This is a genomic window from Aliivibrio fischeri, assembly GCA_038993745.2.
Lineage (GTDB): Bacteria > Pseudomonadota > Gammaproteobacteria > Enterobacterales > Vibrionaceae > Aliivibrio > Aliivibrio fischeri_B.
Genome location: CP160630.1, coordinates 1,010,970 through 1,033,668, shown reverse-complemented (window position 1 = coordinate 1,033,668; position 22,699 = coordinate 1,010,970). Strand labels below are relative to the sequence as shown.

27 protein-coding genes are annotated in these 22,699 nt (G+C 40.5%); 1 reads left to right on the top strand and 26 read right to left on the bottom strand.

Annotated elements, in window-relative coordinates:
* Positions 1-88 precede the first annotated feature (88 nt).
* The 4 genes from hcp to AAFX60_018860 form a co-directional block, all read right to left on the bottom strand.
* Positions 89-1,750, bottom strand: coding sequence for a hydroxylamine reductase (hcp, locus tag AAFX60_018875; GenBank protein XDF79224.1), 1,662 nt, complete (start codon positions 1,748-1,750; stop codon positions 89-91).
* Between the two features lie 240 nt (positions 1,751-1,990).
* Positions 1,991-3,526, bottom strand: a complete 1,536-nt coding sequence (gene norR, locus AAFX60_018870) for a nitric oxide reductase transcriptional regulator NorR (GenBank protein XDF79223.1) — start codon at positions 3,524-3,526, stop codon at positions 1,991-1,993.
* A gap of 87 nt (positions 3,527-3,613) precedes the next feature.
* Positions 3,614-4,072, bottom strand: a complete 459-nt coding sequence (locus tag AAFX60_018865) for a hypothetical protein (GenBank protein XDF79222.1) — start codon at positions 4,070-4,072, stop codon at positions 3,614-3,616.
* A 2-nt stretch (positions 4,073-4,074) separates the two neighbouring features.
* Positions 4,075-4,557 (bottom strand): winged helix-turn-helix domain-containing protein, encoded by a 483-nt coding sequence (locus AAFX60_018860; GenBank protein ID XDF79221.1) that lies wholly within the window; start codon positions 4,555-4,557, stop codon positions 4,075-4,077.
* A 503-nt stretch (positions 4,558-5,060) separates the two neighbouring features.
* On the opposite strand from AAFX60_018860, the gene AAFX60_018855 reads away from it, so the two are divergent.
* Positions 5,061-6,716 (top strand): methyl-accepting chemotaxis protein, encoded by a 1,656-nt coding sequence (locus AAFX60_018855; GenBank protein XDF79220.1) that lies wholly within the window; start codon positions 5,061-5,063, stop codon positions 6,714-6,716.
* A 59-nt stretch (positions 6,717-6,775) separates the two neighbouring features.
* On the opposite strand, the gene AAFX60_018850 is transcribed toward AAFX60_018855, so the two are convergent.
* From AAFX60_018850 to AAFX60_018745, 22 genes are all read right to left on the bottom strand, one after another.
* Positions 6,776-7,342: a hypothetical protein gene (locus AAFX60_018850; GenBank protein XDF79219.1), complete on the bottom strand. Its 567-nt coding sequence runs from the start codon at positions 7,340-7,342 to the stop codon at positions 6,776-6,778.
* On the bottom strand, positions 7,342-8,220 hold the full coding sequence (locus tag AAFX60_018845) for a hypothetical protein (protein XDF79218.1): 879 nt from the start codon (positions 8,218-8,220) through the stop codon (positions 7,342-7,344). Before AAFX60_018845 ends, AAFX60_018850 begins: the two co-directional genes overlap by 1 nt.
* A complete protein-coding gene (locus AAFX60_018840; GenBank protein ID XDF79217.1) occupies positions 8,220-8,813 on the bottom strand; it encodes a putative phage tail protein in 594 nt (197 codons plus the stop codon). The genes AAFX60_018845 and AAFX60_018840 overlap by 1 nt, the downstream gene beginning before the upstream one ends.
* Positions 8,798-9,865: a baseplate J/gp47 family protein gene (locus tag AAFX60_018835; protein ID XDF79216.1), complete on the bottom strand. Its 1,068-nt coding sequence runs from the start codon at positions 9,863-9,865 to the stop codon at positions 8,798-8,800. Before AAFX60_018835 ends, AAFX60_018840 begins: the two co-directional genes overlap by 16 nt.
* Positions 9,855-10,301 (bottom strand): phage GP46 family protein, encoded by a 447-nt coding sequence (locus AAFX60_018830; GenBank protein ID XDF79215.1) that lies wholly within the window; start codon positions 10,299-10,301, stop codon positions 9,855-9,857. The genes AAFX60_018835 and AAFX60_018830 overlap by 11 nt, the downstream gene beginning before the upstream one ends.
* A gap of 7 nt (positions 10,302-10,308) precedes the next feature.
* Positions 10,309-10,911, bottom strand: coding sequence for a phage baseplate assembly protein V (locus AAFX60_018825; protein ID XDF79214.1), 603 nt, complete (start codon positions 10,909-10,911; stop codon positions 10,309-10,311).
* Between the two features lie 8 nt (positions 10,912-10,919).
* On the bottom strand, positions 10,920-11,996 hold the full coding sequence (locus tag AAFX60_018820) for a phage baseplate assembly protein (protein XDF79213.1): 1,077 nt from the start codon (positions 11,994-11,996) through the stop codon (positions 10,920-10,922).
* Positions 11,989-13,308: a DNA circularization N-terminal domain-containing protein gene (locus AAFX60_018815; GenBank protein ID XDF79212.1), complete on the bottom strand. Its 1,320-nt coding sequence runs from the start codon at positions 13,306-13,308 to the stop codon at positions 11,989-11,991. Before AAFX60_018815 ends, AAFX60_018820 begins: the two co-directional genes overlap by 8 nt.
* Positions 13,309-13,319: 11 nt before the next feature.
* Positions 13,320-13,478: a hypothetical protein gene (locus AAFX60_018810; protein XDF79211.1), complete on the bottom strand. Its 159-nt coding sequence runs from the start codon at positions 13,476-13,478 to the stop codon at positions 13,320-13,322.
* Positions 13,472-15,040: a phage tail tape measure protein gene (locus AAFX60_018805; protein XDF79210.1), complete on the bottom strand. Its 1,569-nt coding sequence runs from the start codon at positions 15,038-15,040 to the stop codon at positions 13,472-13,474. Before AAFX60_018805 ends, AAFX60_018810 begins: the two co-directional genes overlap by 7 nt.
* A gap of 113 nt (positions 15,041-15,153) precedes the next feature.
* Positions 15,154-15,510, bottom strand: a complete 357-nt coding sequence (locus AAFX60_018800) for a phage tail assembly protein (protein XDF79209.1) — start codon at positions 15,508-15,510, stop codon at positions 15,154-15,156.
* Entirely contained in the window at positions 15,510-15,863 is a 354-nt protein-coding gene (locus AAFX60_018795; GenBank protein XDF79208.1) for a phage tail tube protein, read from the bottom strand. Before AAFX60_018795 ends, AAFX60_018800 begins: the two co-directional genes overlap by 1 nt.
* Positions 15,864-15,876: 13 nt before the next feature.
* Complete coding sequence (locus tag AAFX60_018790) at positions 15,877-17,355, bottom strand: phage tail sheath subtilisin-like domain-containing protein (protein XDF79207.1); 1,479 nt, start codon at positions 17,353-17,355, stop codon at positions 15,877-15,879.
* Positions 17,355-17,564, bottom strand: a complete 210-nt coding sequence (locus tag AAFX60_018785; protein ID XDF79206.1) for a DUF2635 domain-containing protein — start codon at positions 17,562-17,564, stop codon at positions 17,355-17,357. The genes AAFX60_018790 and AAFX60_018785 overlap by 1 nt, the downstream gene beginning before the upstream one ends.
* Positions 17,561-18,175, bottom strand: a complete 615-nt coding sequence (locus AAFX60_018780; GenBank protein XDF79205.1) for a hypothetical protein — start codon at positions 18,173-18,175, stop codon at positions 17,561-17,563. The genes AAFX60_018785 and AAFX60_018780 overlap by 4 nt, the downstream gene beginning before the upstream one ends.
* On the bottom strand, positions 18,172-18,714 hold the full coding sequence (locus AAFX60_018775; GenBank protein XDF79204.1) for a phage virion morphogenesis protein: 543 nt from the start codon (positions 18,712-18,714) through the stop codon (positions 18,172-18,174). Before AAFX60_018775 ends, AAFX60_018780 begins: the two co-directional genes overlap by 4 nt.
* Positions 18,714-19,148: a DUF1320 domain-containing protein gene (locus AAFX60_018770; protein XDF79203.1), complete on the bottom strand. Its 435-nt coding sequence runs from the start codon at positions 19,146-19,148 to the stop codon at positions 18,714-18,716. The genes AAFX60_018775 and AAFX60_018770 overlap by 1 nt, the downstream gene beginning before the upstream one ends.
* A gap of 2 nt (positions 19,149-19,150) precedes the next feature.
* The gene (locus AAFX60_018765) at positions 19,151-19,732 is read right to left on the bottom strand and encodes a hypothetical protein (protein ID XDF79202.1); all 582 of its coding nucleotides are present in this window, start codon (positions 19,730-19,732) and stop codon (positions 19,151-19,153) included.
* A 38-nt stretch (positions 19,733-19,770) separates the two neighbouring features.
* Positions 19,771-20,328 carry a hypothetical protein gene (locus AAFX60_018760; protein XDF79201.1) on the bottom strand — a complete coding sequence of 186 codons (558 nt, stop codon included), beginning with the start codon at positions 20,326-20,328 and terminating at the stop codon, positions 19,771-19,773.
* Between the two features lie 2 nt (positions 20,329-20,330).
* Positions 20,331-20,579, bottom strand: coding sequence for a hypothetical protein (locus AAFX60_018755; protein ID XDF79200.1), 249 nt, complete (start codon positions 20,577-20,579; stop codon positions 20,331-20,333).
* Between the two features lie 50 nt (positions 20,580-20,629).
* Positions 20,630-21,526, bottom strand: a complete 897-nt coding sequence (locus tag AAFX60_018750) for a Mu-like prophage major head subunit gpT family protein (protein XDF79199.1) — start codon at positions 21,524-21,526, stop codon at positions 20,630-20,632.
* Between the two features lie 2 nt (positions 21,527-21,528).
* Complete coding sequence (locus tag AAFX60_018745) at positions 21,529-22,497, bottom strand: phage protease (protein ID XDF79198.1); 969 nt, start codon at positions 22,495-22,497, stop codon at positions 21,529-21,531.
* Positions 22,498-22,699: the final 202 nt, after the last annotated feature.

Genomic DNA, 22,699 nt, shown 5'->3' with positions numbered 1-22,699 from the left:
TCTCTATTGGTCAGATTGTGTTGAATACACGCTAGCGAAAAATGCCCCAGATAACTGAGGCATAATTTGATGGATTTATTTGATTTGATTACGCGGCTAAAATGGCTTTTAGATCGTCTTCTACATTACCGATACTGCGCATATCAAACTTCTCTTGAATGATAGCAAGTAGGTTATCTGTTAAGAACGCAGGTGCTGTTGGGCCTGTGTAAATGCCTTTAACACCAAGAGCAAATAGAGTCAGTAGGATAACAATTGCTTTTTGTTCAAACCAAGAAAGTACCAGCGTTAATGGAAGTTCGTTAATGTCACAATCAAACTCTTTAGCTAGTGCAAGTGCGAGTTGAATAGCTGAATATGCATCATTACATTGACCAACATCCAATAAACGCGGGATACCATTAATATCGCCAAATTGATTTTTGTTGAAACGGTATTTACCGCAAGCTAATGTCAGAATCACGGAGTCTTCAGGAGCTTGAGCAGTAAAGTCTGTGTAGTAGCTACGTTCTGATTTATCACCATCACAACCGCCAACAAGGAAGAAGTGGCTAATGTTGCCTTCTTTTACTTGCTCAACAACTGCAGGAGCTGCAGCCATTAGTGCGTTACGACCAAATCCAACCGTGATCATTTGTTCGATTTCGTTGTGCTTGAAACCTTCTTGCGCTAGTGCACAATCAATAACTGCTGTGAAATCATCCCCTTCAATATGAGCAACACCCGGCCAACCAACAATACTACGAGTAAACAGGCGGTCTGCATATTGACCTACATTTGGGTTTAATAAGCAGTTGGACGTCATTACGATTGCGCCAGGGAAGTTAGCAAACTCTTTTTGCTGGTTCTGCCATGCGCTGCCGTAGTTACCTACAAGATGAGGGTATTTTTTTAGTTCAGGATAAGAGTGAGCAGGCAGCATTTCACCGTTAGTGTAAATATTGATGCCTTTACCTTCTGTTTGTTGAAGGATCTTTTCTAAGTCATGTAAATCGTGACCTGAAATCAGAATACATTTACCTTCGATAGTTTTAATGTTTACTTGTGATGGTTCTGGGTGACCAAACGTATCTGTTTCACCAGTATCTAACATTTCCATGATACGGTAATTCATTAGGCCAATTTTCATTGAGCAATCTAGTAATTCACCGAGATCTGTAGGATCAGTGCCTAACCATGCCATGATTTGGTGATATTCAGTGAAAACGTCTTTGTCTGTTTGCCCAAGAACACGAGCATGCTCCATGTAAGCTGCTGCACCTTTTAGACCATATAAGCAAAGCAAACGTAAGCCAATAACGTCTTCATGTTGTGTTTCATGACCACGGTTTACGGCTGCTTGTGGGGCTAAGGCAATGATTTGATCTGCTTCTGTTGGTAGTTCGAATTTTGCAGCTGGCGATAATTCATCTAATTCAGTGTTAGTAACTGTTGCTGCCGCACGTACCGTTTCTTCTAATTGTTGTTTGTAATCTTGTGCTTGTTGTGCAAACTCAATAACACGTTCAGGATCGAAATTAACATTGGTCAGCGTGGCAAAGAAAGCTTTTGGTGCCCACTGATCGATTTCATCAAGAATGACGTTTACTTTACGACCTTGCTCAGCCCAAAAAGAAACCCCTTGTAATGCGTAAACTAAAATATCTTGTAAGTCAGAAACTTCAGCGGTTTTACCACACATACCTTGTGCAAAAGAACAGCCTTTTGTTGTTGGTGTTTGGATCGTTTGCTCACATTGGATACAGAACATAGTTAGAACTCCAGTCATTAATACATATTGTTCAAATCATGCCAGTTCAATGCGTTCTATTGTGCAATAGATTGTTGAACCAGTCGAGATTTGAATCGACATTGATGAACCATCTATTGCACAGTGTGTGCCATTTTTAAGTTGTTGATTTAAATGGCTTTATTGTTTCATTTTTTGCTTATTGATGTATTAATGACTACAGCGTATGATGTTATAATTACATCATTTGGTTTGTTTGTATCAATTTGAAATGCCTAATTTTTTTCCCATACGATAGAGATTTCCACGATCCATTTGCAAAAATTCAGCTGCTTTTGCCCAAATTCCATTAGATTCGGATAATGCATGTTCAATTAATTGTTTTTGATAGCTTTCTACTAACTCTCTCATAGGTTGACTTTTATTTGGTAATAAGTGTGATGTGTTTTTTACATCTTCCGTATTTTCTATATCGCCAAGAAAGTGAGCTAATGTAATACTGTTTGCATTTTCTTGAATGGCTCTTAATCCTGCGCGCATTAGTGTATGTTCAAGTTCACGAACATTACCAAGCCAAGGGCTCGATTCTAAATGAGTGAGTGTTTTTGGGTGGATATGTAAATTTGGTACGTTGAACTGTGTTCTAACTTTATCGAGTAGATAACCGGATAAAACAGAAATATCGCCTTCACGTTCACGAAGTGGTGGAACATGGATTGGAAATACGTTAAGTCTGTGAAAAAGATCGGCACGAAAACGACCTTCTTCCACTTCTTTTTCTAGGTTACGATTGGTTGCAGCAATAATACGCACATTCACCATCACGTTTTTATCTGAGCCTACACGTTGAACTTCACCTTGTTGAATAACGCGTAATAATTTTGCTTGAATTAACAGAGGAAGCTCTCCGATCTCATCAAGAAAAAGAGTTCCTTTATCGGCTAATTCAAACTTACCTGCTCGATGGTTATTCGCACCAGTAAATGCACCTTTGACATGTCCAAATAGCTCACTCTCCGCCAATGATTCGGGCAGTGCTGCACAGTTAACATAAATCATTGGAAGTTCATTTCGTTGTGATTGTGCGTGCACAGAGTGAGCGACTAACTCTTTGCCAGATCCTGTTTCACCGCTGATTAAAACAGCATAATCTGAATGGGCAACAGTACTTATGTTTGATTTAAGGCGAGTAATTTGAGGACTAATACCAATTAATTCGCCTTTTTTAATTCTAGCTTGCTGAATTAAGGTTTGGTTGATGGACTTTTGTTGCTGATTACTGTCTTGGAGTGTTTTGATCAGAGCTTTGTTATGTAAAGTCGCAGCGGCGAGGGCTGCAAATGTTTCAATTGTAATGTCATCTATCTTTTTAAAAGCACCCACTTCTAAGGCATCTAACGTGAGTACACCAACGAGCGTATCTTCTACATATAAACTGCAGCCTAAACAGTCGTGAACTTCTATGTTTATACTTTCATCTACGAGTAATAATCCATCGAACGGATCAGGTAGGTCTGAATTTGATTCAAACCTAACAGGATGTTTGCTTTGTAAAATCGCCTCTAACCTAGGATGGACTTGTGGTGGAAAACAACGTCCTAATACTGCTTGAGAAAGCCCCTTAACAGCGACTGGCTTAAGGCAGTGATCATTATCTAGAATAAAAAGGGCACTAGCATCACATGGAAATACCTGATGAATCGAGTTAATCAGACGTTGATAATGTAAATCGCTGGATAAGTTAGAGCTAAGATCCAAAGCTATTTGAAGTAATACTTTTTCCATAGAAGGTTTCATAAGACTGATATAACCTAATGTGATGTAAAATTTACATCATGTTACCATATAAGCTCTTTCGTACGTAATGTCATGGCAGTTATTTTATTACCATTGACTAATTTTTCCTGTGAATTCTGTTGTAATAGCCCGCCTCTCGGGAAAATCTTCGTATACTGTAATAATATTTTTCTTTTTGTCTATTTTGTAAGCATAAAATAGTAAGCGTTGATCAAAAACTAACTGGTTGTAGTCGTCTAATTTGTTGTTATAGGTAGGCTTAACCAACGGGCTTCTTTTATTTATGTATAAAATGACTTGATTAAACAAGTTAAATTGCCGTGCTGTAATTTTCCATTTTGAAGTGCTATCGCCATATTTTAAGGTTTGTAAAGCGACGTAGTTCCCTTTAAAACAGGTCATTTTTATCTGAAAGTTCGGATTCTTACTATCAATAAGATTCATCTTGTAATTGCAACCTGTGCCGTTAACAAAAGAAATAGAAATCAGAAGTAGCATTATAGTGGCAATAAAAATATTTATTTTAATTAAGCTTAGTTTGTTCATTTTTAATTAATTAGGACCCATGAGTGAATCAAATATAAGACAAAGTAAGTCAAGGTTGAGAATATAAGTATTTGAATAGGTGACGATGTTAATTTCGTTATAATTGCACTGTTTTTAGCGAGTGTAACATTATCAAGTGCTCGCTCTCTATTGTTAATGTTTACTGTTCTGTTTTGATGTTTTAGTGGTTCATCTATTATTAGTTTATATCCAACTTTAGGAATGTTTTTTAATATTAACCCATCATGTTCAATTATTTTTCTGATGTTAGATATAGCAACAGCTAATGAGTTAGGGCCTATAAAATCAGGGTGTCCCCATGCGGTTACAATGAGTTCAGTCTTAGTTATTGATGTATTTTTATTTTCGATAAGTAATTTGAGAATCTTACTTTCGGGAATGGTTATCACATAACTTTTATTATTTATGAGAATTTTTGGCCTATCTTCTAGCATTAATAAGGAATTTTTAAACTTTAAATTCATAACGTTACAAATTATTTTTGATTTATCGCAAAGATAACACTTAGAATTTATAAAAAATCAGTCATTGATCACAATTAACAATATTGTCATTATAAATTAATATTGTGAATGTATGATGATTATATTTTATATAATGTTGTTTTTAAAGGTTTTATATATAAATTATCCATCATTATTAGTTTATTTTCCTTGATTTTTATATAATTCGAAGTGTAAAGAATATGAATTGACTAATAAATATAACAAACAGAAAGTAAGGCCTATGATTATATATAATGCAAATGAAAGCATACATATGATAAGTGTGATAAATGAATTAACATTGGAAGAAATTTATTTTATCAACACTATTTTTGGTATTGATTTTTTTGTAGATGTTAATAATGAACTACTTTGTGAGAGAGGTATTGATATAAGCTATCAATAACTGGTTTTGTATTGATATTAGTTAATTAATGTAAGGTGAGTTTTTATATTAAAATAGTGAACAAAAAGGATAATGGATGTTGTTAAAGAATAAAATATTATTATTTATATTCGTGTTATTGGTTTCGATAGCGAGTGCTTTAACTTGGAATGGTTTTAATGAATTCAGTCAAATAAATAAAGATCTGATAACTAAATCGACGGAAGATCGATCTAAATTAATATCGGTATCGTTAGGAGAAAAACTTGATGGCTACTTTTCATCATTGAGGACATTTTCTATATCTTATCACCCTGATGGTAGACTAGATGAAGTCACCACAACAAAGGATTTGAGAAAATTAGCAGAAAATAATGATACCAATAGTGCCTTTATCGCATTTGAGTCAGGACTTACTTTTGAAAATGGCCAGTTTATTCCTAACTTTAATGCTAAGGAGGTAAAACGCGAATGGTTTGTACGTGGCTTTGCTGGTGAAAAGGAGATCATCACTGATGTGTATCAAAATACGGATGGAGTAAATGTATTTGCATTTGCAGTACCTATTTTAAGTGATGGTAAGGTTGTCGCTGTTGTGGCTATAGGGATTGAGCAGAATGTTTTAAATGCGTTTATTGGGACGCTCACAGAGCGAGGACAGATATTTACCTATAATAATTTAGGCTATATCATCGCAGCGAAAAATCCTGACGACGTTAGTAAGAATATTAAAAATGTTGAACCTGCGCTCGTTGATTTTGATTCTGGCAATACTCGTTTTTATGACATCGACCACGATGATTATGTTTTGGCAAGTGCTGATAATTTATCTCGTTATGATTGGACGGTTGTCATGTATGAATACGAGGATGACGTTTACGCGCCTAGTATGGTGATGTTAAAGAATTCAATTATCATCTTCTTTTCACTTCTTATTATCTCATTAGCGATTGTTTATTATGGTGTTATCTATTTAATCTATAAACCGATTGGCGGAGAACCAGAGAACATCTCTGAAATTCTATCTAATATTTCGGAAGGTGATTTATCTCAGCAATTAGTGGCATCAGATAATGATACAGGTATATACCGCTCAGTTGTTACCTTAAGCTCGAAGCTGTCAGAAATAGTGACGTCGAGTCATTCAATTTCAAATAGTGTATCAGCAGCTTCAGAAGAGCTGGCTGTCGTCATGTCTGATACGGCTAAGAACTCTCAGCATGAATTGGCACAAGTTGAAGAAATTTCTACCGCGATCAGTGAGCTATCTAGTACTTCAAAAGAAGTGACAACAAATGCTGCTCAGGCGGAAGAAGAAGCACAAAAGGCAATAACAAATGTATCAAATGGACATAATACACTTGATAATTCGATCGCATTGACTGTTGATATTAATGAATCTGTACAACAAACCGCAGAAATGATCTCTGTATTACGAGATGATGCAATTAATATTGGCGAAGTGACGGACGTTATCAGCAGTATTTCAGAGCAAACGAACTTGCTTGCATTAAATGCAGCAATTGAGGCTGCACGTGCCGGTGAAGCGGGAAGAGGTTTTGCTGTGGTAGCTGATGAAGTTCGTAATCTAGCAGCTAAAACAAAGGAATCTACGAGTAATATTCAGGAGATTATTAGCAAGCTACAGGCTCAGTCTGAAAATGCGAATAAAAATATGATGGAAAATGTCACATCTATTCAAGAATCGGTGCATCTTATCGAAAGTGTGAATGTAGCGCGGCGCGTAGTATGAACAATAAAAGCTAGAGAAATGAGCACGGCTTAAACTGCTCAATACTCTAGCTTTATTGTTCATAAGTCGGTTGGGTATTCTGGGAATGGGTTTTCAGATTTAATTTTCTTTCTTGCTTCGATACGCTGCTTGTCTAACTCGTTAGCTTTTTCAGTATTACCCTGTAACGCTTCGTCAATGGATTCAGCACGAAGAGGATCTACAATAGTCGAATACAAATAACGACGTTTAGAATCAACATCAAGGACTTCTGATTGAAATTTATTTTGAGTATTAGTAACCCACCCTAAACCATCAAACCATTCATCAAAGCGCGTTTTAGGTTTGTCTAATGTCCATTCGAAGTCAGGCTCACCAAGATTATCCATACATTTTGATTTGTTACAATCTGATTTAGCGTATACGGTTTTCCCTATTAAATTACGAATGTACTCAGTTGCGTGCGGCTTTCCATTTTCATCAATATCAGCGGCGATAACTTTAAAACCTTCTTTATGCGTTTTAATTATTGATGCATCGGTAATTGCATCTATTGGAATTGAAAATTGTCCAACCGCGTGCTGAGTTGCTCGTACTAGACCGTGTTCAACAACTAATGTTTCTTTGTTGTACTTGAAGTAAATCATTAAATTATAACTCCTTTATTTTCAATTAACCCAACAGGCATAACTTGAGTGGTTACATTTGTCGAATCAGAAGCTTTGAAGTTTGTTGTTGTATCTTTCCAAGAGCTAGAGCCACTCGGTACGTTTAAGCTCGAATTAACTATCGTTTCAAATGAACCAGTACCAAGGCCGTTTTGATTAACGATAGAATTCATAGACCCTGAAATTTCTCTAATTCCATCCTCATGCGTCTGACCTGCAATATACGCTGTACCATCTGCTGCACGAACGAAGCGGCCAGATGCGTCTAGTAAATTGATATCGCCACCAGAAACCAGTTCAGGTCGTGCTAGCGCTAAACGCCAATAGAACTCTGCGCTTACTGTTTGGTTCATTTCTTGTAGTGCGAATGATGGTAAGTCTGCGCCACCCCACCAAACCGTCTCTCCTGGTGCTTTGCCTGTGTATTCAATCCAAATGAATGGCTTTGGATAGTCGGGCCAACCTTCACGACGGTTTAGAGGATCGTCTGGGTCTTTACCTATGCAAGTTTTGTTTGGTCCATCATACATTTGATGGATTTTTAACATACCCGTTGTAGCGTCTACCGTCGTACAAGTTTCGCCTGTTGCGTATTCGCGATCGGCTCGGTATGGGGCGAACTGACTACCGTTTCCTGCAAGTAGTTTAGTAAGGTGATCAAACTTTTCAGGGTCAAACGCTACACCATTCGCAGCAAGAGCACCTTGAAATTCAGCAATACATGCGTTAAACCAATCTTGCCCCGGTATCGAAGGTCGGTTATCTACTCCACTTTCAGTAAAGAAACCAGGAGTACCAGTTCGTGGCTTAAGAGGAGGTTTTACAGCAACCTGAGTATTATTTTGAAGAAAATGCATTATGCGTCCTCTTGTGGATAAATAAAGTTGTAGTACTTGCCTGCTAACTTGAATTTGTTCAATGTACATTCAAGAATAGCGGCGTTATTTGATGATGCTATTGGTGTTAAAACATCATCCAAACACGTCGAATAAGTTTGAGTAATTCCATATACAGTAATTTGAATTACATGCCTTAAACTCTCTTCATAAAGTGGGTAAGTGCAATCACGTAGACAATGATGTGGATACACCTCATCAACTGAAATATCAAAGCCTAACTTAGCGGCCAGTTCTTCAATGTTCCACGCTTGCAAGCCGCCTTTACGATGGTATTTTTCTATAACTGCGTTACGTCTATCTTCAAACGTTCGATACTGAACAAAGCACTCAGGAAGGCCTAAATATGCTTCCCATTCTTCGAGTGATTCAACCATGGTTTCTGGTCGCATTTCAGAAAGCAATCCCGTGGCTTTCTCTTCTACTCTTTGCAGTCTTGGTGCGTATCCAGAAACATATTTATATAGGTTTCCTGACGTATCCGTAGGCCAAGCTAAACCACGTGGCATTTGCTGTTGAAGCGCACTTGTCCATGCTGCTATAGAGTGCCCCATATGATGGCTCCTATTGTGTTTAATTCCTCAGTTTGAGCAGGAACATCAGCAGCTAAATCGATCGTATAATTATCAATACCAGGCGTAGAACCAATGGCGGTTCCAAGACTGTTTTTATACATAGTTTGCCCTGGACTTAACGTTTGTGTAAAAGAGCGAATACTCCGCTCGACAGCGGTTCTATTATCGGGCGTATCTGGAGAAATAATTACATCAATATCGATAGTTTTTAACGTTAATTGAATTGCTATTACTTCAATTCCTGCTGGCCTACCAACGTTAGATCCTGTTGATGGGTCAGGATGACGAAATATGTAACTATTCATCGCTACATAATCGGAATAGGTTGGTAAAATATCCTCTCTTTCATCAAAAACAAACGCATAACCAACGGTGGAACCGCCTTGATAAAAGTCTACAGCCCATGCACGACTTACGCCCGGAACTTCACGACACCAAGCAACGTAATCGTACACAGCACCACCCATTGGCGGATTACGTTTTCTAAACAATAATCGGTCTAAAACTGAGGCGATTGACTCATCTTCTGCACCACCAATAATGCCGTTTGAAATACCATTTGTTTGAATACCAGGAACCGCAGAAACCAAGGTTAATATTTCGCCTGAAACCAAGTTACCATCAACACCAACTTCATCGGCTTGAACCGTAACAACAACCGTTCCACTTGATGGCGGATTAGCAAAAGTAACCGTATAAACTTGACCGTTTTGATGGCTTAATTTCGTGCCAATAGGAACCGATGTATTACCAGTTAAAGTGACAGGACCAACCGCATAAGTTGCCAATTTTTGAACAATACCTTCATAACGAGCGGTATCAATAATCGTTTGGTCTTCTGACTCTGTAGTTGGAATAATTTGTCGAACAACAAAGGTAATGTAGTCGTATAAATCACGCACACTTCCGCTTACAGAAACATTAAGCGCTTGCTCAATTCCGAACTTTGGTAGCACTTCATCTAACGATGATTCAATATCAATTAAACCCGTTTCAATGAGCTGTCTAAGAGTAGGAACACTATAAGGCATATTGAATATCCCATTGTTTAGATACAGTCAGTGTAATGACGCTATCATCTGGTTTTGTGATAACCACCGTTAAGGCAAGAACTTGATATTGAGGAATAGAACCCGTTACTGTAATTGATTTTGCAGTAACGCCATCACCACTCTCTACAAGCATCCAAGACAAACAGTCTTCAGTGTATTTAACGGCACGGTTACGAACATCAGTGGTGAGTTTTTCGCGGTAAAGAAGCCATAGGCGAGAGCCCCATGGTTCGTCATAAAATGTATCGCCAGGCCAACCGCGACGGTCGTTAGAATTATCTGGTAATACATCTGAATCTTCAGCTCTAGCATCGGTAAACATAGAGATAAAAACAAGAGCGGTAAGTGAGTCATCTTGAACACTTCCGCTCTCTATCATTACACCTGCGCTGTCATAAACGATGCGTGCGCTCATCTGCTATCTACCCAATCGGTGGTGAAGTATTTGACCCTCCTGCATTGTGATAGTGACCAAGATAAGAAAAGTTACCTGCTGATAAATCAGAACCAGTAATAATCCCATTTGAAGTAATTCCACTATTTGCAAACATACCTAAATCAGTTGATATGCCGCCAGTAACATGCAGAGGGCCTTGAATTAACGTCTCTGGGGATATAATAGTGAATGAGTTTGACGCTTCGAGAATAACATCAGTTGATGATATGTGAATTTTACCGTCTTTGGAAAGAGTGATGCCGTGACCTTCAAGATGGTAAAGCATTACGGCCAACTCTTCCAGATTTTTAGGTCTGCATTCTTTATCTTCTACAGAAACAGCAACTAATCCAGAACGCAATCCCGATGTCGCCACCGCAACGACTTCACTGCTTTTTGGTGGTACAGAGGTTAGGCCGTAGTTCTGAAACCTTTCCATATTATCGACAACTTCATCTGCAAAGCCGATAACCTGAATGTTTTGTCGTTTAGTGCCATCATTAACTAACGTTACAATGCCTCGTGCGACCATTAAACTTAAACGACGGCGTATTGGTGCCAACAATTTTTCAATCATTCTATTGTTCATAATAAGCCTTAACGTTCAATTACTGCGCCAGACCATCCAGCGTCTACTTGTGTTTCTTTTTCAATTGATACAGGAATGTCCATCGCTTCACGTGGAATAACACCTATCACGGTTAATCGTCCAGAATCATCTTCACTAAACATGATCGTCTTAATTAATAAATTACCATCAAGACCTTGAATTGGATCTTTAACCGTAACCAGTTTATTGGTTTCCCAAAGCTTACCGCCTTCCTGCATTCTCCAACCTGTTACGGTTATCTCAGAAGTATTTGACTCGCCAATGCTACGTTGACGTTCCCACTGTCCGCGCTTGCTCGCACCTTCAGCTGTTGATATTTCGTCATTAATAATGATTTTAGGACGGTATCGAGTAATCTGTTTATCGGTGATTTCAGCTTTTTGACCACCAACTGAAGTAACTGCCGTACTGTCCCACTCATTACCTCCACCATAACCCGTCGCTTTAACGATGAACTTACTAAAGCGATCACGTCGAGAGAATCGCCCACGCGCTGCTTTGATGTTTTCACCTAACACAAGCGCAGTTGGTAGCACTTCATTGCTTGCTTTAGTCAGCACTAAGTTTCCGTAAACATCACTGGTTAGCATAATGCCACGTTGCTTTGCTAAGCGAGTAAGCAGCTCGTGACATGTTTCACCTTGCTCTACAGAAACGCGACTAAACGCTTCACCCACATTTGCATCGACCACAACTTTAATATTAAAGGGCTTGCATATTTCGATGGCGATTTGAGATAAGGTTAAATTAAGAAACTGAGAGTGACCAACCACAGAGCAATCCACCAAGTCTCCCGTTTTATCACGGCCACTTACTGCGATGGTGACTTCAGATTCGTCATAGCTTGGGATCCAATCATCAATAAAGCCTGTAATCACTCGGTCAGTACCTAACTCAACCACGCAGCTATCGCCTTCATTAATTGGCTTATCAATGGCGTTCTTTAAATCCCAAGTTAGACTTAACTCAAAACTTCCCGACATAGCATCAAGCGCTCTTGTGATTTGAACATTAGTCCATCCAGAATATACCGCACCATTGATTTTCAAAGACACCTTATCCATTAATTACCTCGATAGGCTCATTCGCTTGAATAAATGATGGATTCTTAATTCCATTACGACGAACTATGCTTTGTCTTAATTCGGTATTGCCTGTTTCTCTCCAAGCCACCAAGGCAACAGGGTTCGTTATAATAGGCGTATAAATACTAAGTTGAGGCAACAGCTCTGCACGCTCTTTTGTATCATTAAGTACAGCTTGACGTAGCACTCTGAACTGACGCCAAACTGAAGAACTGCCAACATCAACCGCAATGGCTGCTCGTTCTGCCAATTCATCCGCTATCGTATAACCAATATTTCGTAATTGCTGACCAGTAAGGACGGCTTGACTGTCTGCACCGGTTAAACCTGTAATCACTTCAACTTTTGCGGACAAATCTTGAATAATGATTGAGTCGCCTAATGCGGATGCTTTAGATACCACAGCGGATTCAAGAACTAGTGTTTTAAAAGTTTCACTGTTTTGAATGATATTCGCTTGAGTAATCGGGTTTGCACTGTTTGGTACTGAGCTTGCGTTAGTGCCATCAGTAACAATGTTTTTTGTTAAACCACCCGTAATAGCTAACTCAGCTCGTTCGCCATCCCAACGGTTTTTTACTTGGTCATAAACTTCGAGTGAACGAATAGGATCCTTAACCACGCTTTTAATGTCTTCTAATAACCCCATTACTTCACGAGCTAATTCGCCAGGATAAGCAAGCAGTTTTCCTACAGAATCTTTTACTCGAATTAATCGGTCTGTCCATTCTCTTAATTCAGAAGGAAGGGAAGGAAGTCCTCGCGTAAACTCTTCCAAGTCATCCAAGAACGCATCAATCATATCGCCTGCGCCTTGCTCTGCGTCTTTATTCCATTCCTTTTCAAACTCTTTATTACTGGCTTCTTGGCTGGCTGCTGATTCTGCTTTTACTGCATGAACCGTATCAATACCAGCAACAGGGAATAATGCTTTCCCTGCTTCAAACACTTCAAAGCTAAAAGTGGCAATACCATCTTCTTTATTGACAAGCTTATGGCTGACTTTACCCACTTGAACTTGCTGCACCCCAAACCAAGGGTGGATTAACTCACACGACCCTGGTTTATTTAATGCAGCAAGAATATCGACTAATTCTTTAACGTAATTATCACCAACCACAATTCCAGTAATGGTTTGATTGGTAAGCACTGCGCCGTTGTCTTCTGTCCATCCTGTGTTTCTTTTTGGGTAAGCATGAGGAACTGCACGACGGCCAGAGTTACCGTCTGCATCTTCAAGTTTAAATTCAATGCCACGAATAGAGGCCATTAAACGGGTTTCAAACGACATTTAAAGCTCCTTTAATTTCGACCATTATCAAGATTTATGGCAATGGTTGGAGAACTTGCAGATTGAGTAACTTGGATACGATCATCAGAAACTTTAATATCCAAACCAATATTTGCACCACCAGTCGTCGATGATGAGCCTCCAAAGAATCCTTTGATATCATCTAACACATCAAGTAACCCTGCTGATACTGGAAAGTTTTCAGGAAGTTGTGAAGTATCGACAGTGTTAGCTCGTCTAAAATTAATGGAGATTTAAATTCAGGAGCAATTGATGATGCATATGCTACAGTTCCACCTTGAACTAAACTTACTAAACCTTTTTGAATGGCCCCTTTGAATCCTGAACGTTCATTCCTTGGTGTTTTGCCGTTTGAATCAGTGGTAACAATATCACCACCCATACCTCCACCTGGCATGTTCACAACATAAACAGGCATTGCCCCTAAATCTTGCATACCTCCGGCACCTGAACCGCCACCTTTACCACCTTTGCCGAAAAAGTCACGAGTGGTATTTACAAAGTCCATTCCTTTTTTGGCTGCAATAATGCCACCAATAGCGATGACAGCGGTTTCACCCCACTTAAGCCAATCATCAATGGTTTCGCTGTCTACGCTGTTTATCGCATCTGCAATGTCTTGGATGGGTTGAGCAAGCTTGTCATTGGCTATTTTATTAAAGGTGTTATTCATTGATGCCATTGCACTGTTAAACGTGGCCGCGTTAGTAGCCGCTGCCTTTTGCGTTGCGCCTAATTCGGCAGTACCTGACGTCATCTTAATTAATAGCTGTTTGTTTTCTTCTGAATAAAGTGAAGCTAATCCACTAACGGCAGTACCATCAAAAACTCCACGCAACTTCATTGGGTCATTTTCAGCTTTATCTAAGATTTCCATTAATAACTCAACTGGCTCTCTTAGCTCTTTGGTTCCTTTCTTGAATACCTCAATACCTTTTTGATCTAAAAATTCAACATTCTTTTTATCAGTGAATGCAGAAAATACTGCTTCAATAGCTGTTACAGATTCATCTGCACTTCCTTTTGTTTTAGCAAACAGTTGCAGCAATGCGCCCATTTGAATAATCGCATCTTGGCCTTTTCCTTGATAGATTGAGAATAATTGCTCTGACACGCCAGCTAATTCTTCTACGCCAACGCTACCAACAGCGAACTGACCGTATAATTGATCAATAGTGTCCATTACTTCAGATGTAGATTTAACCCCTTTCTCACGAAACTGAGAAAAGATCGCTCCTGTTGATTTAGCATCCACACCAAATGCCTGCATAAGCAAACCCATGTTTTCAAGGTTGTCATTTACAAACTCCAAATCACCTGACTTACCTAAAAGTTCATTAACACCAGAAGTTAAATCTGTGGTTGCAATGCGAATATCTTTTTGATTTGAAATTTCTTGAATGGAAGCGGTAAGCATATCGACTTGCTCTGCGCTTAACATAGCGTTAGTACCCATACGAGTAATTTGTGCTTCAAATGCAGCAACGTTCTTGACTGCCGTTCCTGCAACAACCGTACTAGCAAGACCCATATAACGATTACCTAATGAGTCAATACCACGACCTGCGGCTTCGGATGATTTTTTGACAAGACTCATGGCGCGTTCGTTTTTCTTTGCGAACTCCGACATGTTCGCGCCGTATTGTTTTGCTTTTTGAGAAAGGTTACCAGCGAGATTAAGAACAATATCGGTAACTAGTTTATTGGACATTCTTTAGTTCCTTAAGCTGATAATACAACTTCAATAACCGACGAATTGGAAGGGGAGATAAGGCACTTACTGGAAATCTGCCACTCATGGCGAGCAGCAGATTTTGGCAAATATCAGGAAGCGCCGTTAGATCGCCCCCGCTGTTCAAACTCCTTCATTAATAATTTATCTAGGTTGCTTGATTGCTTTTGAATTTCATTCAAGTCACCTGGTGATAACTTACGAAGCTCTTTGATTTGAAATGGACCTTGAACATTACCGATGTATTCAATTTGGCGAACAAGCATTTCTAATCCGTAAAGCACATCAGAGGTATAAGCGACTGGTGTTCCATCATGAATAATGATCTTTTCGGCAGCCATTTGAGCATCAATCAAATCACCACTGCTTAGCTCTTTTAACCCCACTTCAGTGTGGATATCATCACCCACCTTGAAGCCGTCTTTTAGTTCAAACGTCATTAATGCCATTAGGTTTTACTCACTTTATTACCTTGGAATACGACATTGATGTCACCTGAGTCGGACAATGTGGCTGGTCCTTGTGGTGCTGCGTCTGTCATCATGTAATCAACGCCGTTATCGCCTTCCCACGTTAACGTAGCAAATTCGATCGCATTAATTTCAAGTACATCGACATCTTCATCCGCCGCAATCACCATCGTAATGGTTGGTACTGTGTACTCTTTTGATTGACCCCATACACGACCAGGGCCAACATGTGGGGTTCGCGTGTAACCACCTGGGTTAAGTTGTGAACCTTTCTTCGTTTTGAATTGCTTGCCGTTAGCACGAACAACCACTTCGCCAAGAATCGCTCCCATAATTTATTCCTTCCTAAAGTTTAAATTGAAACAGTGCTGCAAAGATTCGTAACTGATTCACGATGTCTGGATGCGCTACGCAGTTCAAGCGGTTCTTATCATTCGCATCACGATACACTTCTAAGGTTTCCGCAAAGAGATCGTAATCTTCAATCAGACCTTGCGTTACCCATTGTTGAGCTAGGTCTAAAATAGCTAAACGCATTAGCTTTGGTGTTACCACGGGTTGAGCAGGGTCTAACTGTGGCAGAACATCATCATTAGCTAACTTATGGCGTGGGTAACGGTTGGTTACCATGGTACGCATCGAGTAACGTAAGTAGCCCAATGTTGCAGGCGTAGTAATATCTAAATAGCTTGGGTCTGGGTCACCGTAAATGTTTTCACGGTACATTGAGATTTCACGCTCAATGGCGACTTGTCCACCCGGTGTGACGGTATACGTTGCAATGCCATCTTTAAGTAGAAGGTTGCGCTCGGTTAAATCCCAAACCACTTCTTTTTGCGGTGGTAATAAACTTGGCAAAATTAACGTTTGCAGCGGACGCGCAGGGTCAATCGCTAAGTTGTATGAGGCAACACCTGCATAACTGGCTGCCCATTCCCATGTTGGGTTAGGTGCGGCATTGGTTCCCATACAGCTAAATAAGAAATCATTACGTGCTTGGCCGTAAGATCCCGATTCAGCAAACGTGCCACGAAAAGCGGTATAGGCAATACCTTCAATCATTTTAAGTGGACCCCAACGCTCGACTAATTCATCTCGCAAGTCGTTCATGCTTTGAGTGTCGTTGTATGGGTTGACCACGTGGTTGTACCATTCATCAGGAATAGCGGCAACAATGGACGCCATATCTGGTGTGCCTGCACCACCTGTAAATGCCGTTTTAACCAGTGTGACACCTTGAGGAAGCACTTCACCATCGTAGTAGTTATAGCGAATATCTAAGTCATTACCCGTTAAGCCTTTGTGCTTACAAGTAAACTCAACGACTTCTGTTTCACCTGATTTTAGTGCAACTGAAACAGGAAGGTTTGTTAGCTCAGTGACCTTTGCGATAACAGCAGTAGCAATTTCAGCAGCGGTGTTATCGTCTTTAACTGCTACTTGAACCGATTGACCAGCCACTAATAAAGCGATCACACCTGCTTTTGCATTGGATGCCGTAATAGTTAACTCTGCTTTTGCTTGCGTTCCTGCGGTTAAATCAGCAACACCAAGAGCGTAAACATCGGTAGAGAAGTTAGCCTTACGCAGCTTTTTAAGCATAAGAGCCATCATTGAGCCTTTTCCATATAGCTCGTCCCAACGGCTTTCGCTCGTTGTAATGCGCTCTAGGGTTAACGGCGTTGCTGCTGCGCCTGATAATTGCTGACCAATCACCAAAATCTTTTGTGCTTGCGCTGGCGTTCCGCTTAGTGCCTGGCTGTTATCAATATCAATATAAACCAGAGGAACGCGAATATCATTGGGGATAGAACCTAGTGACATTATTTGTCTCCTTTATCTTTAGTGCTTGCCTTCGCTTTCGCTTCTTTGGCTTTGTGCTCTTCGGCTTCAACGCGGATAACATCACCATCATTGATGCGTCGAACCCAAAAAGCAGTGCGCTTTACTTTTTCGCCTTTTTTGTCTAGGTGCGTTCCGTCAGGCTTACGAACAAGAACGTCTTCTTTTTTAGGTTTTACAGTAATCATCATGGTTGTGGATCCTGTGGTAATTGAATCTCTGCTTCTAGCACTGGTGCACCATCAGCAATTGGGGCTTTAAAATCAAACGTTAGGAATGGGTCTAGATCATCAAGATTAATCTCTACATCGAGACGCCAATCTTGTGTCCATGTCACCACCCAAATAGATACGCCTAATTCATCAATTTTTCCGCTATATAAATTATCGGCTCTTACATCTAACGCCGTTGATTTTGCGTTGTAGGTTTTGTGCCATCCTCGGCTCATGATTGCTTGAGCTACTTTGGCCGTGACGACTTCAGCACGCACGTCTTTTGAATATCCCCACATGTCGGTCATGAACACATAGGCTGCAAAGTTAATGGTTCCGATGAGTTCTGAGCCGATGTTCTCCATCTTTGGAATACGAACAGCCGCAACACGAATACCACCATCACGATTTCCCATCCAACGCTTTACTTCTTCTGGTTTATCGAACTTTCCGATATGACGTTCAACACTTTGAACTTTGTCTACGTCGTTCTTTCCACCTTCAAGCTTGGTCTTAAGATAAGAAACCACTTGTTCGCTTGCCCATACGGTAGAACCAAGCGTTTGTAAACTGGGTCTTGATGTTGTCATGCCATTACTTCCTTCCAAAAGTCACCGATAACCGCAAAGACTTCGGTTTGGTTGTCGCTACTAAGCCCTAAGAACTGACGCTGTAGTATTTCCATTTGTCGGCTAAATGCTGCAACGGATTGATAAACAGGAAACGCTAACGCTTTACCAAACGCTTGAGTAATGAGTCTGGTGTGAGCATCAACTTGAACCTGACCTGAAAACCCATCTTGATGAACGCCTGCATAGGGCAGAGGTGAACCAATTCTTACTTGGTTTTTCTCAACGATGTATTGAATTGAATCTAATAAATCGCCTTCACCTTGCAGTAAAGATTGATTACCATGCCTGGTCTTTTCATAACCGCTTGACCATGCTTGCCATGCAGTACCATCTGGTGCGGTTTTTTCATCCGCAATGCGTCGTCTTGTTTGGCTTTCAACGATGGCACCAAGGCTATCGAGTAATTCATCTTTATGCTTCGAATCAGATAAGGTATCAACCAAGCGTTGATAGCGCTCAAGCTCTTCTGCTCCAGTAACCTGAACGCTAATACCCATTACAGAACGCCTCGCAATGTGTTTCGGGTAAATAATCGCTCGTTAGTTTGAACAAGCTCTACTTTACCTACGCTTCCTTCTTCGGGTGTGTCTACCGTTGGAAGGCCAAGCTCGCGTTTACCATTCGCAATTTCACGTAATGTGGTTAATGCCATTTCATAACGCTTTTCTACTAGATCCGTAGCTTGTTGGTCACGGTCTGATAACCAGTAGAACGCGATAGTCATTGCTACTTTGTTTAACATGCCTGGCACGGTTGGAAGCGGAAGGACATATCGACGACCGATAAAAGAATCGATCTCTTCATCTGCTTGCTCCAACGCCTGCTCGATGGCAGTGTCATTCAATTGATCTGTTGCTCTATCAATCGCAACATTCCAAAGCATTTGTTCATCACGATCTATTAAATCTTGCTTGGTTGCGTAGATAGCCATGCTTATTCTCCAATCAAGGATTCAAGTTCTAGAACGTCAACATTTAAGTGAGTCTCATCGTGTACTCTTTTCGCTTGTGATGGTGCCATAAACACCACAGGAAACGCGCTTTCAATACCAAGTCCACTTTGAGATAACTCAGGGTTTTTAATGTCATCATCGCTGACAACAATAACCACTGTTTTCTCAAGGCGAGAAAAATGAACACCGCTGCGCCAGAAGCCATTGTCTGAATGCGAGCTGACTTCCATAGCGCCAAGCACTTCGATATCGGTTTTGCGATCAAGAATCCCCAAAAGATCATTATTGATTTCAGAATTGCTGACCAATTGTGTTTCCACTTCATTTCCAGTTTCCAAATCACCATCTTTACTATTTCCTTTTTCAACTACAGAACCATTTGTTGGCGCGATTAGCGCTTGATATTGACCCGTTAACGCAGCCACTTCTGACTTGGTTTGCTTCTGTTCGGCTTGCGTTGTTTTGATGGCATCACCATCTTGAACTGGCTTTGTGCTTGCACTAGCCTTTGTCTTTTTCGCTTTAGACTTATTTGTGGTTTTCTTTTTAGATGCTTCACTCACAGTAAGCTCCTTTTAAACACAATATAAAGAGGGATTAATCAGGGTTTAATTCCCCAAAAACTCATGATGACCCCAGCTGTTGATGGCAAACCATTTTCAGAAGGGAATGAAACCAGTGACACTTGGCTGCTTGCATCAGTAACATAATGTCGCCATCTGAATTTTTGACCTGCTTCTAATGAAACCGATACCGTAAAATCATTAGGTCGTTTTTCATTATCAAACTGAAACCCAAGGGTTAATGGTCTAAGACTTCCGTCAACCTCAACCCAAGCGCCATTAACAAACACTTCAGCAAACATTCCCCAATCAGACGAAGCAAAAGGAGAGCTTTCACGCAATACCAATGCGTTAACACTTATCATCCCGTTAAATTCTTTAACTGCGGTAACTTCACCATTAACTAAATCAACCGTTAAATCTGGTGATGCAATTTGAGTTTCATTAAATAAAACGGTTTCTGGAACGTTATCTGCTGCGAGCGTTTGCTTTAATGGGTTTGCATCTTGAGTAATAAAACTCGATCTCATTAAAAGAACAGAGGCAGGTGTTGGCGCTGCGCTTTGGCTGATAATCGGTGGACCTTCAAAAAACATGATTAGCCCTCCGTTACTATTACGTCACCGTTAGAACTGGATGTTCTTCCGTAGATGTTTTTCGCCGTTGCTCGTGACCAACCGATGCCTTTTTCAAGCTTTAGTTGATGCCCCCATATTTCGGCATCATCTGGTGCTGCATCTTCAACTCGGTACTTAACCACGCTGCCTGCTTGGTTATCCATGTATCCAACAGCCGCAGAAGAAATAAGAGTCCATGTATTTGGGTTAAGCGATACTCTTTTTGTCATGGGCTTGTTCCTTTAAATATGGCGGAACTGAGACCGCCATAATGAGTTGATTATGCGATGAATGGTGAAACCACAACTTCCACATCTTGGTAGTAGATATTGGTATCGCCACCTTCAATCAGCATTCGATCGATTAACTTCTTAGCCGCTGCACGGTTAGCGTAACCAACCACTAATGTCGTTGGTCGCACGCCAAGTGGTGTACCATCCGCACGCTTCATGCCACCAAGTTGTTTAACCGCAAGCTCATAGTTCGCTTCAGTTAGCGCAGCTTTAGAACCAATCGCTAATTGAGGGAATGAGAAACCAACTTCACAGCGGCCATCTGTACCTGCTGCAAATTTGTTGTTGAACCAGGTGTATTCTTCTGTCGGGTTCATATTCTTAAACACGAATGGACGACGGTTTTGATACACAATCGGCTTTAGCGTTTGAGAGTTATCAATCAAGAACCAAGGTGAACCTGTATCCGTAGATGGGTCGCCGACTACGTTTGAGAACGTCGATGCTGGTGTAGTATCTAATGGGTGGTCCGTATCAAAGTAGTTTTGGCCGTCGTAACACAATGTGGTGAAGCCAGCTACCAATAGTGGGTACGCTAACTTATCAGGGAACATGGTAACTTGGTCACCAAAACGCTCGGCTAATACTGAGTACTGACCGATTTGGTCGTCTTCAACATTTTCACGACTGATAGAGATAGAACTTTCAAACGTTTTGTTAGTGATGGCATAACCATGTTTACCCACATCAGCAAGCTGACGATCGCCAACCCATTCTTTAATCTCTGGTAAGTCTTTTAGCCAACCGTAAAAGTTTGATGCACCCGATGATGGAACTTCGGTTGCGATTTTGTCCCATTGAGGCTGTGCACGTGAAACACCTTTCACATATGCAGCGTTCATAGATACAAATAGTGCTTCAATAATTTGAGCTTCAGTCGCCATGATTACGCGTCCTTATTCTGTTCATTGTAAGCCGCGATGCTTTCCTTTGATTTTAGGAATTCATCTTCGGTTAAATTCATCTTGCGGCATAACGCAAGCTCTTCTTTATTCAACTTGCTGTTAGTTGCAAGGTTTGGTTTTTTGTCTTCTTTATCAGAGACAACCGCAGACGCAGTAGCTACGAACTTGGCGAATTGCTCTTTACCACCTTCAGAACGACACATACCAACAAACATATCTTTATTTGCAGGCGCTACTTTTCCGTCGGCAATCGCACTATCAACTAATGCTTCAATCTCAGCATCTTCAACTGCTTTTAATTTACCTTCGGCGGTTTCAGCACGGTTAAGCGCAACGTTATGTGTTTCAACTGGAACAAACTTGGTTAAATCTGGATGCTGCGCACTGTTTAATGCGACTTGCTTTTCTGACTTAAGGGAGTTGATAGCAGTCAACACTTGATCTTCTGTTGCTTCTGCTGATAGCGACAGGGCCGCAACGATTGCTTGAGAAAACTTCATGTCTTCGTCCTCTATTCGATTTAAGGCTGGTACATTTAAATTAGGGCTGTTAGTTAAACCAGAACTTGCCAACTCGATGACAGTTCCATTTTCATCGTAAGTGAACGATGGCGAATAATAAGCGTATTTCTTTTCTTCAATTAACTCGTGGCCTTCGCTGTTCCATTCAACTTTTCCATACACTTCGCCATTACGGTTTTGTAACTCTACAATCCAACCGACAGCAGGCGCAGGGTCACCGTTTGGTGCTTTGATATGTGTTGAGTGCTCGATATCAAAAGGCAACTTTTTTTGAAACGCAGCGACAACGGCATCAGGGTTTGAGTTTGTCCAAGAACGCTTATCAATACCTGAAAAATTTCCAGCAGGAATCATAGGAAGCCAAAGACCTTCTGGTGAAACCGTATTGGAAAGACTAAAGCAAAGGGCGGTATATAATTTGCGACTCATTACTTACTCCATAAATTGACCGTTACATAGCAACCTCCTTGTGGTTGGTTGATTGATATGTTTCTTGGTAGGAGTTCATAATGCACCGACGAGCGAAGACATTGTGAATAACGTCGATTGATTAAAATAGGTGAGTTTGGGATTAGGTATTGCGAAGGGGAAGGCTTTATAGATTACAGATAAAAATCAGGTTAGCAAGCTG

Excerpts from the sequence above, each read along its gene's own strand:
- AAFX60_018795 (XDF79208.1), bottom strand. The coding sequence starts at position 15,863 with ATGGGAGCGATTCTTGGCGAAGTGGTTGTTCGTGCTAACGGCAAGCAA.
- AAFX60_018780 (XDF79205.1), bottom strand. The coding sequence starts at position 18,175 with ATGACAACATCAAGACCCAGTTTACAAACGCTTGGTTCTACCGTATGG.
- AAFX60_018805 (XDF79210.1), bottom strand. The coding sequence starts at position 15,040 with ATGTCCAATAAACTAGTTACCGATATTGTTCTTAATCTCGCTGGTAAC.
- AAFX60_018840 (XDF79217.1), bottom strand. The coding sequence starts at position 8,813 with ATGGGGCACTCTATAGCAGCATGGACAAGTGCGCTTCAACAGCAAATG.
- AAFX60_018800 (XDF79209.1), bottom strand. The coding sequence starts at position 15,510 with ATGGCATTAATGACGTTTGAACTAAAAGACGGCTTCAAGGTGGGTGAT.
- hcp (XDF79224.1), bottom strand. The coding sequence starts at position 1,750 with ATGTTCTGTATCCAATGTGAGCAAACGATCCAAACACCAACAACAAAA.
- AAFX60_018845 (XDF79218.1), bottom strand. The coding sequence starts at position 8,220 with ATGCATTTTCTTCAAAATAATACTCAGGTTGCTGTAAAACCTCCTCTT.
- AAFX60_018860 (XDF79221.1), bottom strand. The coding sequence starts at position 4,557 with ATGAATTTAAAGTTTAAAAATTCCTTATTAATGCTAGAAGATAGGCCA.
- norR (XDF79223.1), bottom strand. The coding sequence starts at position 3,526 with ATGAAACCTTCTATGGAAAAAGTATTACTTCAAATAGCTTTGGATCTT.
- AAFX60_018785 (XDF79206.1), bottom strand. The coding sequence starts at position 17,564 with ATGATGATTACTGTAAAACCTAAAAAAGAAGACGTTCTTGTTCGTAAG.
- AAFX60_018835 (XDF79216.1), bottom strand. The coding sequence starts at position 9,865 with ATGCCTTATAGTGTTCCTACTCTTAGACAGCTCATTGAAACGGGTTTA.
- AAFX60_018790 (XDF79207.1), bottom strand. The coding sequence starts at position 17,355 with ATGTCACTAGGTTCTATCCCCAATGATATTCGCGTTCCTCTGGTTTAT.
- AAFX60_018825 (XDF79214.1), bottom strand. The coding sequence starts at position 10,911 with ATGAACAATAGAATGATTGAAAAATTGTTGGCACCAATACGCCGTCGT.
- AAFX60_018755 (XDF79200.1), bottom strand. The coding sequence starts at position 20,579 with ATGACAAAAAGAGTATCGCTTAACCCAAATACATGGACTCTTATTTCT.
- AAFX60_018850 (XDF79219.1), bottom strand. The coding sequence starts at position 7,342 with ATGATTTACTTCAAGTACAACAAAGAAACATTAGTTGTTGAACACGGT.
- AAFX60_018815 (XDF79212.1), bottom strand. The coding sequence starts at position 13,308 with ATGTCGTTTGAAACCCGTTTAATGGCCTCTATTCGTGGCATTGAATTT.
- AAFX60_018745 (XDF79198.1), bottom strand. The coding sequence starts at position 22,497 with ATGAGTCGCAAATTATATACCGCCCTTTGCTTTAGTCTTTCCAATACG.
- AAFX60_018830 (XDF79215.1), bottom strand. The coding sequence starts at position 10,301 with ATGAGCGCACGCATCGTTTATGACAGCGCAGGTGTAATGATAGAGAGC.
- AAFX60_018855 (XDF79220.1), top strand. The coding sequence starts at position 5,061 with ATGTTGTTAAAGAATAAAATATTATTATTTATATTCGTGTTATTGGTT.
- AAFX60_018760 (XDF79201.1), bottom strand. The coding sequence starts at position 20,328 with ATGTTTTTTGAAGGTCCACCGATTATCAGCCAAAGCGCAGCGCCAACA.
- AAFX60_018750 (XDF79199.1), bottom strand. The coding sequence starts at position 21,526 with ATGGCGACTGAAGCTCAAATTATTGAAGCACTATTTGTATCTATGAAC.
- AAFX60_018775 (XDF79204.1), bottom strand. The coding sequence starts at position 18,714 with ATGGGTATTAGCGTTCAGGTTACTGGAGCAGAAGAGCTTGAGCGCTAT.
- AAFX60_018865 (XDF79222.1), bottom strand. The coding sequence starts at position 4,072 with ATGAACAAACTAAGCTTAATTAAAATAAATATTTTTATTGCCACTATA.
- AAFX60_018770 (XDF79203.1), bottom strand. The coding sequence starts at position 19,148 with ATGGCTATCTACGCAACCAAGCAAGATTTAATAGATCGTGATGAACAA.
- AAFX60_018820 (XDF79213.1), bottom strand. The coding sequence starts at position 11,996 with ATGGATAAGGTGTCTTTGAAAATCAATGGTGCGGTATATTCTGGATGG.